General features: G+C 35.3%; 11 protein-coding genes and 1 tRNA gene. All 12 read right to left on the reverse strand.

From position 1 onward, the window contains the following. Window positions 1–185: 185 nt before the first annotated feature. Window positions 186–259, reverse strand: a tRNA-Arg gene (locus D1818_RS10130). Window positions 260–291: 32 nt separating this feature from the next. Then, complete coding sequence (locus tag D1818_RS10135) at window positions 292–741, reverse strand: GatB/YqeY domain-containing protein (protein ID WP_118458574.1); 450 nt, start codon at window positions 739–741, stop codon at window positions 292–294. Window positions 742–894: 153 nt separating this feature from the next. Next, window positions 895–2892: a cell division protein FtsZ gene (ftsZ, locus tag D1818_RS10140; RefSeq protein WP_118458576.1), complete on the reverse strand. Its 1998-nt coding sequence runs from the start codon at window positions 2890–2892 to the stop codon at window positions 895–897. Window positions 2893–3027: 135 nt separating this feature from the next. Continuing rightward, complete coding sequence (gene ftsA / locus D1818_RS10145) at window positions 3028–4377, reverse strand: cell division protein FtsA (RefSeq protein WP_118458578.1); 1350 nt, start codon at window positions 4375–4377, stop codon at window positions 3028–3030. A gap of 7 nt (window positions 4378–4384) precedes the next feature. Further along, window positions 4385–5101, reverse strand: coding sequence for a cell division protein FtsQ/DivIB (locus D1818_RS10150; RefSeq protein ID WP_118458580.1), 717 nt, complete (start codon window positions 5099–5101; stop codon window positions 4385–4387). After that, window positions 5098–6447: a UDP-N-acetylmuramate--L-alanine ligase gene (gene murC, locus D1818_RS10155; protein ID WP_118458582.1), complete on the reverse strand. Its 1350-nt coding sequence runs from the start codon at window positions 6445–6447 to the stop codon at window positions 5098–5100. The genes D1818_RS10150 and murC overlap by 4 nt, the downstream gene beginning before the upstream one ends. A gap of 3 nt (window positions 6448–6450) precedes the next feature. Further along, complete coding sequence (gene murG / locus D1818_RS10160; protein ID WP_118458584.1) at window positions 6451–7563, reverse strand: undecaprenyldiphospho-muramoylpentapeptide beta-N-acetylglucosaminyltransferase; 1113 nt, start codon at window positions 7561–7563, stop codon at window positions 6451–6453. Next, window positions 7560–8792: an FtsW/RodA/SpoVE family cell cycle protein gene (locus D1818_RS10165; protein ID WP_118458586.1), complete on the reverse strand. Its 1233-nt coding sequence runs from the start codon at window positions 8790–8792 to the stop codon at window positions 7560–7562. Before D1818_RS10165 ends, murG begins: the two co-directional genes overlap by 4 nt. A gap of 66 nt (window positions 8793–8858) precedes the next feature. Then, window positions 8859–10193 carry a UDP-N-acetylmuramoyl-L-alanine--D-glutamate ligase gene (murD, locus tag D1818_RS10170; RefSeq protein WP_118458588.1) on the reverse strand — a complete coding sequence of 445 codons (1335 nt, stop codon included), beginning with the start codon at window positions 10191–10193 and terminating at the stop codon, window positions 8859–8861. A gap of 1 nt (window position 10194) precedes the next feature. Next, window positions 10195–11424 (reverse strand): phospho-N-acetylmuramoyl-pentapeptide-transferase, encoded by a 1230-nt coding sequence (mraY, locus tag D1818_RS10175; protein WP_118458590.1) that lies wholly within the window; start codon window positions 11422–11424, stop codon window positions 10195–10197. 55 nt (window positions 11425–11479) lie between these two features. Then, window positions 11480–12943, reverse strand: coding sequence for a UDP-N-acetylmuramoyl-L-alanyl-D-glutamate--2,6-diaminopimelate ligase (locus D1818_RS10180; protein WP_118458592.1), 1464 nt, complete (start codon window positions 12941–12943; stop codon window positions 11480–11482). After that, window positions 12940–14934 carry a penicillin-binding protein gene (locus D1818_RS10185; protein WP_162897271.1) on the reverse strand — a complete coding sequence of 665 codons (1995 nt, stop codon included), beginning with the start codon at window positions 14932–14934 and terminating at the stop codon, window positions 12940–12942. The genes D1818_RS10180 and D1818_RS10185 overlap by 4 nt, the downstream gene beginning before the upstream one ends. Between the last annotated feature and the right edge of the window lies 1 nt (window position 14935).

Here is a 14935-nt window from a genome sequence, read left to right on the forward strand (position 1 = left end):
TCACCTCTTTCAGTGATCGTGGAAAGATTGACTAGTATTGATCCCATTATACTCCCCTTTACAAATAGAAAACCATAAGCTATCGCTCTAGTTCTTTATTTTCCCACGAAACCTCGAAGCTTTTAGCTTCCGGTTTCTCCAAAAAAACAAAGAACCACGCCATTGGCGTGGTTTTCTAATTATAGTGACCCAGGAGGGATTCAAACCCCCAACCCTCAGAGCCGAAATCTGATGCGCTATTCAGTTGCGCCACTGGGCCATTGTCTTTATGCTTTTACCGCATTATTTGATCTAAGATAATTTAGCTTTTACAATAGTAGAAATCGTTTTTCCATCTGCCTTACCCGCTAGTTGTCCGGAAGCCATTCCCATTACCTTACCCATATCTTTCATTCCTGATGCACCTGTTTTAGCAATGATATCAGCAATTACTTTTTCTATTTCTTCCTCGCTCATCTGCTCTGGCAAAAATGCTTCAATTACCTTTGCCTGATCCAATTCTGGTTGCGCTAGATCATCTCTACCTTGCTCCGCAAAAATAGCCGCGCTATCTTTACGTTGTTTCACTTGCTTCTGTAATAATTTCAGCTCCTGATCTTCTGTCAATTCTTCTTTAGCTCCACTTTCTGTTTGAGCCAATAAAATAGCAGATTTGATAGCTCGCAATGATGTTAATGCATTGGTATCCTTTGCTTTCATTGCTTCTTTCATAGCAGTCATTACTTTCGCCTGTAAACTCATAACTAGTGGTTTTAATCTTTTGGATTGCGAAGATAAAAAATAAACCGATAATCCATTTTAGATTATCGGTTTAGTTTATCTAATTTCATTAAATTGTGGATTCTATTCCAAAGTTTTAGGCTGAGCTCTTCGAAGAGCTAGCATGACAAATAATTAATCTACATTGTCATGTAGAAAAGAATTATTTTTTCTTAATTGAATATCATCATTACTATCTGTCCCTAAAGAAGTTCTTGATAACTCAGACGATCCTGGTTTAGAATCTACATCCAGTCCAGCACGTTTATAAGCAGGCTCTTTTTCGATATCATCTATATTAGATGCATTATTTCTGAACTTATAATTAAACTCCTTCATTTTAGCTCTACGCTCCGCAGCTCTGGCTTTTAGGGTTTCAGAAATTGGTTGATCTATAGGATCATCACCTTCAGAAGGTTCTGATTCTGGAGCAGGAGCAATAGTTTTCTTTTCAAAAACTACTTCTTTATCTTCCTCCATTACTTCTGCTTCAGGTGTAGCATCTATTAACCTTTTTTCCTCTTCCATATACTCCTCAAGACTATACTTACGAACACCACCGGTTTCAACTTCAGTTACAGGAACTACTTCTATAGGCTCGTTTACCTCCACTTCTAAAATATCATCTGTAAGATCAAAAACTATTGGTTTTTCCTCTTCTTCCTTATTTACAATAGCAGGTGTAGTCTCTTCAATCCGGTTATGTTCATTGCTATCCTCATTTCCACTTACAGGCATATCAAATGCCAAGGTAAACTGATCTTCTTTTTCTTTTTCCGCTTCTGCAGCAATTTCATTAGCATCGTTAACCTCTATCTGGTTGATGATTTCCTGAGCATTGATGATAACAAAATCACTCTCCGTAGAGAAAGGGTTTACCACTTCGTGATCTACAACATCTAAATTCTTAAGAAATTCGGTAGTGGGTAATAACAAAGATTCATTAATATTTTCCTCCTCTTCTTCCTCAACTAATTCATGTTTGATAATCGGCTCTTCTTTCACTTCTTCTTTCTGAGGTGCAGGAGCTATTATCGGAGTCGTTCTAGATGTTGACTTAGGAGTCAAATCATGAGTCGCCGCACGTTGCTCCTCTTCTAAGGTATGAATAATTCTTTTTGTTTCTGTATTTACAATTTCATCTTGTTGTTCTACATCAAAACCTGTTGCTATTACCGTTACAGAAATTGCATCTTCTAATGATTCATCTTCTCCAACTCCCATAATGATATTAGCACCATGACCGGCTTCTTGCTGAATGTGATCATTAATCTCTCCTATCTCATCAATAGTAATTTCTTCTTTTCCGGAAACTATTAATAAAAGTACATTTTTAGCACCCGAAATTTTATTATCGTTAAGCAGTGGCGAGTCTAATGCTTTTACAATAGCATCGTGAGCACGTTTAGCACCTGAGGCATTAGCAGAGCCCATTATTGCTGTACCACTATTACTAAGTACCGTTTTAGCATCACGTAAATCAATATTCTGAGTATAGTGATGTGTTATTACCTCTGCGATACCTCTAGATGCAGTAGCAAGTACTTCATCTGCTTTAGAGAAACCAGCTTTAAAACCTAAATTACCGTATACTTCTCGTAGCTTATTGTTATTGATAACTACTAAAGAATCTACCTGAGCACGGAGTTTTTCTACACCTAACTGCGCCTGTTCGTTACGCATTTTCCCTTCAAACTGAAATGGAATTGTAACGATACCCACTGTAAGAATATCTAATTCTCTTGCCATTTTAGCAATAATCGGTGCTGCTCCTGTTCCTGTTCCTCCACCCATACCTGCAGTGATAAATATCATCTTGGTATTGGTATCCAGCATCCTTTTAATCTCTTCGTAACTTTCTACCGCAGATTGTTCGCCCACTTCTGGGTTAGCACCTGCTCCTAATCCTTCTGTAAGAGACACTCCCAACTGTATCTTATTCGGAATAGGACTATTTTCTAATGCTTGCGCATCGGTATTACAAATAACGAAATCAACTCCTTTGATTCCCTGTTGGAACATATGATTAATGGCATTACTACCACCTCCTCCAACTCCAATAACTTTAATTACATTTGATTGATTCTTGGGCAAATCAAAAGAAATGTTCTCGAACTCCTCATTGTTACTCATAATTGCTAATTTTCTTGTTCTCTTACTTTTATTTTTAATATCATCTTATGTTCAAAACTGAACTATATTTTGCCATCTCTAAACGCTGGCACCTCACTAAAAAATGTCTACTAGACATTTTCTATACGTTCGGTCCTACTCTGCGTTATCCAAAAACTCCTTGAACTTCTCAGTCCATTTCTCTAGGATATTTTTTCTAGGTCTATTATCCACTACTGGTTTTTCCTCTTCGATACCTTCTCCTTCGATCGTTGTGGCTTCTTCTTTTATCTCCTCTTCTACTATAGCTTCTTTTATAGCAGCCTTTTTCTGTTTACCAATATGTACTAGGCTATCCATCACCAATCCTACTGCCGTTGCGTACATAGGGCTTGTGGTTTCTGGATCGCTATTACCTGCCAGATGCTCATTGGGATATCCTATACGAGTATCCATACCTGTAATATATTCTACTAATTGCTTTAGATGTTTCAATTGTGATCCTCCACCAGTCAAAACGATCCCTGCAATTAATTTTTTCTTAGGAGATTCGTGACCATAATTTTTGATTTCTAAAAAAACTTGCTCTATAATTTCCACAACTCGTGCATGGATAATTTTAGATAAGTTTTTTAGTGTAATCTCTTTTGGCTCTCTTCCTCTTAATCCTGGAATAGAAACAATCTCATTGTCTTTATTTTCTCCTGGCCAAGCAGATCCAAATTTAATTTTAAGCAACTCTGCTTGTTTCTCAATAATGGAGCAACCTTCTTTAATATCCTCGGTGATTACGTTTCCTCCAAAAGGAATTACAGCCGTATGACGGATAATTCCATCTTTAAAAATAGCTAGATCAGTAGTTCCACCTCCTATATCAATTAATGCTACACCAGCTTCTTTTTCTTCCTGACTTAGCACTGCATTCGCAGAAGCTAAAGGTTCCAACGTAACATCTGATAATTCTAATCCAGAACTTTTTACGCATCTCCCAATATTTCTAATAGATGTTACCTGACCGACTACCACATGAAAATTAGCTTCAAGTCTTCCTCCGTACATTCCTACAGGTTCTTTTATTTCGGCTTGACCATCTACTTTATATTCCTGCGGTAATACATGTAATATTTCTTCACCAGGAAGCATTACTAATTTATGCACCTGATTACATAAGGTGTCAATATCCTCTTCATCAATAACCGCATCCGCATTAGGACGCGTGATATAATCGCTATGTTGCAAACTTCTTATATGCTGACCTGCTATACCAACTGTTACTTCGCTTATTTTTACTCCAGAAACACTCTCTGCTTCCTGAACAGCTTGTTGAATTGACTGTATAGTCTGAGTAATATTATTTACCACACCACGGTGCACACCAAGGCTTTTGGATTTACCAACACCCAATACTTCCATCTTCCCATACTCATTATATCTCCCAACCATAGCAACAATCTTTGTTGTTCCTATGTCTAATCCTACCGCTATTTCATTCTCTTCTCTTCCCATATTGGTATTATTTTATTGTACACACAACTTGATTTCTAAACTGCAAACTGACTTTTTTATATTTATCCAGGCTTTTATCTTTTAGTGCTTTTTGATAAAAAGCCTTAAAGTTTTCAACCTTATTATCCAATTGTTCTACTTTACCAAAAATTACTTTAAAAGCATACACTCTTAACCCTAACTCATAATCTCCACTCTGGTTTCTATAAACACTTACCACATGTTTTTTTAAAAACTCATCTTGCTGAATTTTTCTTAACAAAGGAAAAATTTCTGAAACTTCTCTTTCAGAAACATTACTTACCAGAGGAACATGAGCCGAATAATTATCCGATAATGGCATCGTATTACCTGTAACATCTACATAAAAAGGAACAACCGCATTCACCCTTGCAATTGGCGTACGCTGTTTGATTCTTGCCTTAAGTTGTCCGTTTACAGTAAGATACACATCTGAATCTTCAATCATTTTGTGTGCATCCAGTCCCTTCTCTACAATATTCAAAACTAAAATTTCTTTACCTACGTCCGTCACCCCTACCTGATTTTGTATTAACAATTTATTAACCGTTAATTCATTTACATAAGGATTCTGTTCTTCGACAAATTCTATCTCTACTTCTTTGATCTTTCTACTATCATTTCGATTGCCTGTAAATGCAAAAAGAAATGCTATCAAAGCCACAAGACCTGCAAATTTCGTATATGTCAAAATCTTCTTCATAACGTCAACAATGCTTCTCTTATACTAGTTACTTCTTCTCCTATATCACCTGCTCCAATTGTTGTAATTACACGAGCATTACTCTTTAAAATTTCGTCTACTAAATTATTTTTCTTTACTATTTTTTTGTTTTCTAATTTTATCATTCCCAGCAACCATTCTGAAGTTACTCCTTCAATCGGCAACTCTCTTGCTGGATATATATCCAACAGTAATAATTGATCGAATTGACTAAGGCTTTCTGCAAAATCAACTGCAAAATCCTGAGTTCTACTATATAAATGAGGTTGAAAAATTGCTAACACCTCTTTTCCCGGATGCATCTCTCTTATTGCCTGATGCAACGCATTAATCTCTGTTGGGTGGTGTGCATAATCATCTACATAAACTAAATCATCGGATTTGACCTGATAACTAAAACGCCTCTGAACTCCTTTAAAAGAAAATAAAGCCTTTGCTAAGGCAGTGGTTGGGGAGCCGTATAGCAATGCCATAGCAAAGGCTGTTGTAGCATTTAACAAGTTATGTTTACCTGGCAGGTTTAAATGCAAATCCTTAATGAGTTGAGTTGGTGTTTTTAAATCAAAAATATATGTGCCATTATCAATTCGTACATTTTGAGCACAATAATCAGAATCATCTTCTATTCCATAAGTATTACCAGAAAGAGGTAATCCATTACAAACCAAAAGATGGTCTTTTGCTCTAGATGAAAATTCCAAGAATGATTCTTCTAACTCATTGGCTTTTTTATAAATATCCAGATGATCTGCATCCATAGAGGTAATTGAAGCGATATCCGGATAGAGTTGCAAAAATGATCTATCAAATTCGTCTGCTTCTACAACTACCACTTCATTCCCTTCTAGTATAAGATTTGAATTATAGTTTTCACTTATACCCCCCAAAAAAGCTGTTACTTTTGCTCCACTTTCTTTTAACAAATGAGCCAAAATTGCGGTAGTGGTTGTTTTTCCGTGAGTTCCAGCTACAGCCAAGGTGTATGTGTTTTCTGTAACAATCCCTAAAACTTCGGCTCTTTTCTTAATCGAAAATCCATTGTTTTTCACATAGTTCAATTCTGAATGATTCACTGGAATCGCCGGAGTATAAATAATCAGTGTTTCATTTGGATTTAAAAACAACTCTGGAATTGCATTTACGTCATCGCTAAAATGAATCTCAATTCCTAATTCTTTTAAATCTGAAGTAATCTGAGTTGGCGTTTTATCATATCCTGCCACATTTTTACCTAAAAACTTAAAGTATCGTGCAAGAGCACTCATACCAATACCTCCGATACCGATAAAATATATATTCCTTATGTCTTTTAAGCCCTTATTCATGCTTTAACGTTCTACCTTTTCTTTTCTTATTATTTGTTCGATTTCATTTACGATATCTTTGGTTGCATTGGGTAATGCTAATTTTTTTATTACATGCGTCAGTTTTATCTGCATAGCCTCAGATTCTAATAATTGAGTAATTGTTTTCTGAAACTTTTCATCAAGCTCGCTTTCTTTTAGCATTTTAGCTCCTTTTTGGCTTACAATTGCATTCGCATTCTTAGTTTGATGATCTTCTGCTACATTTGGTGATGGAATAAACAATGTTGGTTTCGCCACAATACATAATTCTGAAACGGAACTAGCTCCAGCTCTTGAAACGATTACGTCAGAAGCAGCATATGCCATATCCATTGTATCCAAAAATTGATGTACTTGCACATCTCTATTTGCATCGTATTTTTGATACTCATCATAATATAACTTACCACACTGCCAAAGTATTTGAATCTCTTTCTTTGCAAAAAAACCAAGTTCTTTCTCAATCAACTGATTGATCCTTCTTGCACCAAGACTTCCACCTATAACCAAAACTGTTTTCTTTTCGGGATCGAGATTATACTTAGAAATGGCATCTTTTCTCTTACTGTTTATTTCCAGTAAATCCTGACGAACAGGATTTCCTGTTTTGATAATTTTATCTTTTGGAAAAAAGCGTTCCATATCATCATAAGCAACACAAATTTTATCTGCAGCTTTTGCCAGCCACTTATTAGTAATACCAGGAAAAGAATTCTGTTCCTGAAGCACCGTTGGGATTTTTGCAGAATTTGCCATTTTCAATAATGGACCACTAGCAAAACCACCTGTACCGATTACAACATCCGGATTAAACTTTTTGATAATCTTTTTGGACATCCAAAGACTACTTAATAACTTGAAAGGAAACAACAAATTACTCAACGACAACTTACGTTGAATACCACTAATCCATAGACCTTCTATCTCATAACCTGCTTGTGGAACTTTTTGCATTTCCATACGATCTTTAGCACCTACAAACAATATAGAAGCTTCAGGATACCTACTCTTTAATTCATTGGCAATAGAAATCGCAGGATAAATATGTCCTCCAGTTCCCCCACCTGATAATATGATTCTTGGCTGTTCCTTCATATTGCTTCACTCAAAACCTCTAATGGATTTTCTTCTTTTATATTTGAATCTTCTTCATTTTCACCGTTCGCACTAGACGGATTTGTTTCTAACATTTCCTCTCTGCTACTACTTATACTTAACACCATTCCTATTGCCATACATGTCATCCAAATGGATGTACCCCCACTACTAACCAAAGGAAGTGTCTGACCTGTCACTGGAAATAATTCTACAGCAACAGCCATATTAATCAACGCCTGAAAAACGATAGGTAACCCTACACCAATTACTAACAGTTTACCAAATACATCAGAGCTTTTATGAGCAACGATGACCAATCTAAACAAGAGCATTAGATATAGAAACATTAGAAAAACGCCTCCAACTAATCCCCACTCTTCAATAATTATAGCATAAATAAAATCAGATGAAGATTGCGGCAAAAAGTTTCTTTGTACACTTTTACCAGGCCCTTTTCCCATAACTCCTCCTCTGGCTATTGCAATTTTTGCACGTTCTATCTGATAATCTTCTGGTGTATCTTTATCATTAAAAAAATTCTCCGCTCTACTCACCCATGTATCAACTCTGTTAGGAAAAGCATCGGGAAAAGCCTTCGCTGTTAAAATAAAAAATGTGAGTGCTAATAAACCTGTTCCTAGTACTACCGTAATATGCCTTAGAGGGTACCCTCCTAAAAACACTAACATAATTACCATAGAAAAAATAATCGCTGCGGTAGAAAAGTTAGCTGGTAGTATCAGCATAAGAATTATAAAAACGGGTAACCAAAGTGGAATCAACGACTCTTTAAAAGTTGTTTTCTTATCCTTAATTTTAGAAAGATACCTGGCTACATAGGCCATTAAAACAACAGCTGCTAAGGTGGAAGTCTGAAAGGTAACCCCTACAAATGGCAAACGAATCCATCTACTAGCGTTTGCTCCACCAATTGTATTATTCTGAGCCATTGTAAACAACAACAAGACTACAACAACAGGCAACATAATAATAGAAAGCCCTTTAAAATAATGATATGGAATTTTATGAACCCAGTACATGATACCAAACCCCAAAAGCAAGTGTGCAAAATGCTTTATCAAAAACACAAAAGTGTTTCCATCACCATATAAATACGCTAGATTACTACTAGCGCTATACACAGGAAGAAATGAAAACAATGCTAACAGCGCAACAATTGCCCATATCACCTTATCTCCTTTTATATTTTTTAAAACCTTGGTCAATGTATATTCTTCTTTATTTTTTATTGTAATTATTTATTTCCCGTTTTCTAAATCTATTTTCTTTCATTACAACTCGCGAACAGCTTCTTTAAATTGTCTTCCACGCTCTTCGTAATTTTTAAAAAGATCAAAACTCGCACAAGCTGGTGACAACAACACATTTTCATTACGCTCCGCAATTTTATAAGCTATATTAACGGCTTCTTTCATAGACTGTGTCTCTACTATATTATCCACACAATTACCAAAAGCATTAATTATCTTTGTATTATCTACACCTAAACAAATAATTGCTTTTACTTTTTCATTAACTAAAGGATATAGCTCTGTATAATCATTTCCTTTATCAACGCCACCAACGATCCATACAGTTGCTGATTTCATAGCATCTAGTGCATAAAAAGTAGCATTAACATTTGTTGCTTTAGAATCATTCACATACTGAACATTGTTTATTTTAAGTACATTTTCTAGACGATGCTCCACTCCATGAAAATTCTCAAGACATTCCCGTATGGTAGTCTTTCTAATTTTTAATAATTGTGATACCGTGGCAGCTGCCATTGCATTTTTCACGTTGTGATTTCCTTTTAATGCTAAATTTTTTGTTGGCATGATAAATTCGTTGTTGTCTATTGTTATTTTTATGTTTTTTCCTTCCAAATACGCTCCGTTTTCTACCTTCTTCTTTAATGAAAATGGTAATAATTTTGAACGAATAGGATGCTCTTCTATATACTTTATAATTACTTCGTCATCCCCATCGTAGATGAAATAATCACTTTCTGTTTGATTCATTGTGATCCTAAACTTTGAAGCGATATAATTTTCAAATTTATATTCATATCGGTCCAAGTGATCCGGTGTAATATTCGTTAACACTGCAATATGCGGTGCAAACTTTTTAATTCCATCCAGCTGAAAACTACTCAACTCTAACACATAATATGGTGTATCATTTTCTGCAACTTGCTTTGCAAAACTATCTCCAATATTACCCGCCATACTTATGTCCAAGCCTCCATTCTTCAATACATGATTCGTAAGCATTGTGGTAGTAGTTTTACCATTACTTCCTGTTACTCCAACAATTTTAGCTGATGTAAACTCTGAAGCAAACTCAATTTCCGATACCACAGACACTCCTTTGTTAAGTAACTTCTGAACTAAAGCTACTTTATCAGGAATTCCTGGACTTTTCATTACCACATCTGCATTCAGAATTTTATCTTTTGTATGCGTTTGCTCCTCCCATTCGATTTCAAAATTTCCAAGAACTTCTTTATATGTATCTGTAATTGTTCCCTTATCAGAAACAAATACATCAAATCCTTCTTTCTTCGCTAGAATAGCAGTCCCCACTCCACTTTCACCTGCACCTAAAACAACTAATCTTTTCACACTACCTTACCTTTAAAGTAATCACAGCAATGATTGCCAGGAAAATTCCTATAATCCAGAATCTAGCTACAATCTTACTTTCGTGTATTCCTTTTTTCTGATAATGATGATGTAATGGTGACATTAGAAAAATTCTTCTTCCATCTCCATATTTTTTCTTGGTATATTTAAACCAACTCACTTGCATCATCACAGATACAATTTCTATAAAAAAGATTCCGCATACAATCGGAATTAAAAACTCTTTACGTATTGCAATTGCTATTACTGCTATTATTCCTCCAATCGTTAAACTACCCGTATCACCCATAAACACTTGAGCCGGATAGGTATTATACCACAAAAAACCGACCAATGCTCCTGCAAATGCCGCTATGTAAATAGTCATCTCTCCAGAATTAGGGATATACATCACATTTAGATAATCAGAGAAAACAATATTACCTGATACCCAGGCAAATAAAGCCAACGTAAGCACAATAATGGCAGAAGAACCAGCTGCCAATCCATCGATTCCATCCGTAAGATTAGCACCATTAGAAACGGCTGTTACAATAAAAATCACAATAGGAATAAAAACCAACCAAGCGTAATTAGCTAGACTAGGATTGATCCATGTAATCAAGCTAGCATAATCGAACTCGTTATTTTTAATAAACGGTAAGGTTGTTTTTGTAGATTTGATTGCTGGGTTAAAATCCGATTCACCTTCTACCGTTATAACTTGTTCTATATCAGAATTAACCTTTTCTTCTTTAACTGTAATATCATCGTGAAAATACATAGTACAACCCACAATAAGTCCAAGTCCCACTTGACCTATTACCTTAAATCTCCCGGCTAATCCTTCTTTATCTTTCTTTTTAATTTTTAAGTAATCATCTGTAAAACCAATAACACCCATCCACAAAGTGGTTATGATCAAGAGGATGATATAAATATTGTCAAGTTTAGCAAAAAGTAGTGCTGGAACCAGTGTAGCTAAAATTATTATAATCCCACCCATAGTTGGAGTACCTGCTTTTTCAGCCTGTCCATCTAAACCAAGTTCCCTAATACTCTCTCCCATCTGTTTTTTTTGCAGAAAAATTATGATTCGTTTACCATAAATAGTAGAAATCAATAGCGATAGAATAATCGCCATTGCCGCCCTAAATGTGATAAACTGAAACAAGGATGCTCCAGGAAATTGGTATTCACTTTCTAAATATTGAAACAAATAATATAACATATATATTTTCACCTTTTATCTCCATTCCAAAAAGAACAGAGCTGAAAGGATTTATTTATTTTCCTATTTTTTTTAGTTCTTCTTTTACTATTTCAAAATCATTAAAATCTATTCGCTCTCCATTTATTTCCTGATAGGTTTCATGACCTTTACCTGCTATCAAAATAATATCGTTCTCTTCTGCGAATTGACAAGCAGTTCTTATAGCTTGCTTTCTATCTGTAATTGACATTATTTTCTTATAATTCTGAGGCTCTACACCTTTCTCTATATCTTCAATAATTTGTTCAGGACTCTCTGTTCTTGGATTATCACTGGTAAAAACTACTTTATTACTTAATGTAGTAGCGATATTACCCATCACAGGCCTTTTTCCTTTATCTCTATCACCTCCGCAACCTACCACGGTGATTAAAGTTTCATTATTGGTTCGTATATCATTAATTGTTTCTAACACATTCTTTAGCGCATCTGGTGTATGTGCATAATCAACGATAGCGGTAATCTTTTTATCAGAAATTAGATATTGAAATCTTCCACTAACACTTTCCAGATCACTTAGTAGTTGTAAAATTTCCAATGTTTCGAGTCCTAATAACTCTGCTGTTCCAAAAATTGCTAATAGATTATAAGCATTAAAGCTTCCTATAAGTCTCGTCCAAACATCATTATCGTTTATCTTCAACAGCAGACCACCAAGGCTATTTTCTAAAATTTGCCCCCTAAAATCTGCATAAGATTTTAATGCATACGTATATTGTTTAGCCTTCGTATTTTGAAGCATAAAGCTTCCGTTTTTATCATCTTTATTAGTTAATGCAAACGCCTTATTACCTAATTCATCAAAAAACACTTTTTTTACATCCCTGTACTCTTTAAAAGTATTATGATAATCAAGATGATCATGTGACAGATTTGTAAAAACACCTCCTTCAAACACCAAACCAGCTGTACGCTTCTGATCAATTCCATGAGAACTTACTTCCATAAAGCAATATTCTACACCTGTTTCATTCATTTCCTTTAGGTAGTAGTTTATTGTTAAAGAGTCTGGCGTTGTATGGGTTGCCTTATATTCTACATCATCAACAAGAATTTTTACCGTAGATAGCAAGCCAACTTTATAGCCAGCCTTTTTAAAGAGTTGATACAGCAAAGTAGCTATGGTTGTTTTTCCATTAGTACCTGTTACTCCCACAAGTTTTAAATTCTCTGATGGAGATCCATAGTAATTCGCTGCGATTATTGCCAGTGCTCTCTGTGCATCTTCTACCTGGACATATACCAAACCATCAATCAAAAATTCTGGCATTGTTTCGCATATGATAGCTATTGCTCCTTGGTCAATAGCTTTTTCAATATAATCATGACCATCTACTACAGTTCCCTTAATCGCAACAAACGCATCATCCTGTTCGACTTTTCTTGAATCGAATTCGATCTTCCTTACGCGAGTCGTAGTATTTCCAACGACAGCGTTCATAGGCACTTTATATAAAATATCTTTTAACTCGATCACGATAACTCTATTCTAATAGTTTGATTTGTTTGTACTTTGGTTCCTGGCTCAATCGATTGACTCTTTACTTTTCCTGAGCCTTTTACTTCTACTTTTAATCCCATATTTTCTAAAAGAGAAATAACATCCATAGCGGGCATCCCTTTTAAATTTGGCATTATAGTTTTGTATTTTCTTGCCTTCTGAAAGTATTCCTCATAGCTTTTTTCTATTTCTTTGCTTTCAACAATGTTGGGAGACACCTCATCAACAACCGGTATATCATTGTAAACTTTTAAAGCTATTGTTTTAAAAACCGGAGCTGCAACGATATTCCCGTAATATCCTTTTTCTTTATTAGGCTTATGAATAACTACTATGCAAGAGTATCTAGGATCTTCTGCAGGAAAATATCCTGCAAAAGAGGATATGTATTCTCTTTCTTTAGCTTTCCCATAATTACCCCAACATGTACCTGTTTTTCCTGCTATCTGAAAATTCTCAGTCTGTATATTATCCGCCGTTCCTCTGATTACTACATTTTTCATCATTTCCTGAACAATCTTTGCTGTTTCTTTAGAGCATATTGCCGGATTCAGTACTTCTTTGTCAAACTTTTCTTTGGTTCTATCCCAAGCCTTTACTTCTTTTATAAACCTAGGCTTTACCATCTGCCCATTATTAGCTATGGCATTATAGAAAGCTAATGTTTGAAGCGGAGTTATTGCAACACCGTATCCGTGTGCCATCCATGGCAATGTAGTACCATACCAATCTTTATCTCCTGGATAAGGAATTTTTGGTTTGCCTTCCCCTTTAATAGATAATCCTAAGGTTTTGTGTAACCCCATATTCATTAATCTATTTACAAACTTCTTTGGGTCATTCTTATAATTTTCATCAATTATCTTTGCAAAAGCAGTATTTGATGACAATTCAAATGCTTTTGCAGCAGATATTTTTCCGTATCCACCCCATTTAGAATCTTTTACAACTCTATCATAAAATTTTACACGACCATTTTCAGTATCTACTACATAACTAGAGTCAATAACTTTATCTTCTAAAGCTGCTACCATAGCCATTAGTTTAAATGTTGATCCTGGCTCATGAGATTCTCCGACTGCATAATTCAATTTCTCATAGTATTTACCTGACTTGGTACGTCCAAGATTAGAGATTGCTTTTATCTCCCCAGTTTTGGTTTCCATCACCACAACAGTTCCGTGTTCTGCTTCAAACTTTTCTAATTGAGCCAATAAAGCGTGATGTGTGATATCCTGAACATTCACATCTATTGTAGAAATCACATCGTACCCATCCTGCGGTTCTACTTCATTAGCATCTCCAATAGGTTTCCATTGATTTTTTGCTATTTTTTGTTTTTTACGTTTTCCTTCTTTTCCTCTCAAAAAAGGTCCATAAGCACCTTCTAATCCAACTCTGGTATAATACCCTTGATCATCGCGACGTTCATACCCAACGGTTCTTTCTGCTATTTTCCCAATTGGATGTTCTCGAATTGTTCGCTGTTCTACAATCAATCCCCCACGGTTTGCGCCATATTTTAACAAAGGGAAATTTTTAACCCGTATATATTGAGAATACCCTAGATTTCTTTGAATTAAAAAGTATCTGTTTTTATTATCTCTAGCTCTCCTTAATACATCATCGTAATGTTCTGCTGATTTACCAAACTCTTTTGACAATGCTTTAGACAACTCTGTGATATTTTCTCTGAAATCTTTGTCTGTTACCGTAACCGCGTCAAAACGAATGTCATATTTAGGTACCGATGTAGCCAACAGATTACCTTTACTATCATATAAATTACCACGGTTTGCCGGGATATCAAATGTTTTAAAAACACGTTGTTCTCCCTTAGCACGATACATATCACCCTCTACGAATTGTGTTTTCGCCAGCTTTACCACAACTAAAATTGCGAAGATGAACATACATCCCGCAATGAAGTATAACCTGTTTAATATGTTTTTATCTTTTACTGCCAAA

The sequence above is a fragment of the Aquimarina sp. BL5 genome, from assembly GCF_003443675.1.
Taxonomy (GTDB): domain Bacteria; phylum Bacteroidota; class Bacteroidia; order Flavobacteriales; family Flavobacteriaceae; genus Aquimarina.

What these genes read in the sequence shown, in the direction of transcription:
- D1818_RS10135 (WP_118458574.1), bottom strand. Translation starts at nt 741, where the DNA reads ATGAGTTTACAGGCGAAAGTAATGACTGCTATGAAAGAAGCAATGAAA.
- ftsZ (WP_118458576.1), bottom strand. Translation starts at nt 2,892, where the DNA reads ATGAGTAACAATGAGGAGTTCGAGAACATTTCTTTTGATTTGCCCAAG.
- ftsA (WP_118458578.1), bottom strand. Translation starts at nt 4,377, where the DNA reads ATGGGAAGAGAAGAGAATGAAATAGCGGTAGGATTAGACATAGGAACA.
- D1818_RS10150 (WP_118458580.1), bottom strand. Translation starts at nt 5,101, where the DNA reads ATGAAGAAGATTTTGACATATACGAAATTTGCAGGTCTTGTGGCTTTG.
- murC (WP_118458582.1), bottom strand. Translation starts at nt 6,447, where the DNA reads ATGAATAAGGGCTTAAAAGACATAAGGAATATATATTTTATCGGTATC.
- murG (WP_118458584.1), bottom strand. Translation starts at nt 7,563, where the DNA reads ATGAAGGAACAGCCAAGAATCATATTATCAGGTGGGGGAACTGGAGGA.
- mraY (WP_118458590.1), bottom strand. Translation starts at nt 11,424, where the DNA reads ATGTTATATTATTTGTTTCAATATTTAGAAAGTGAATACCAATTTCCT.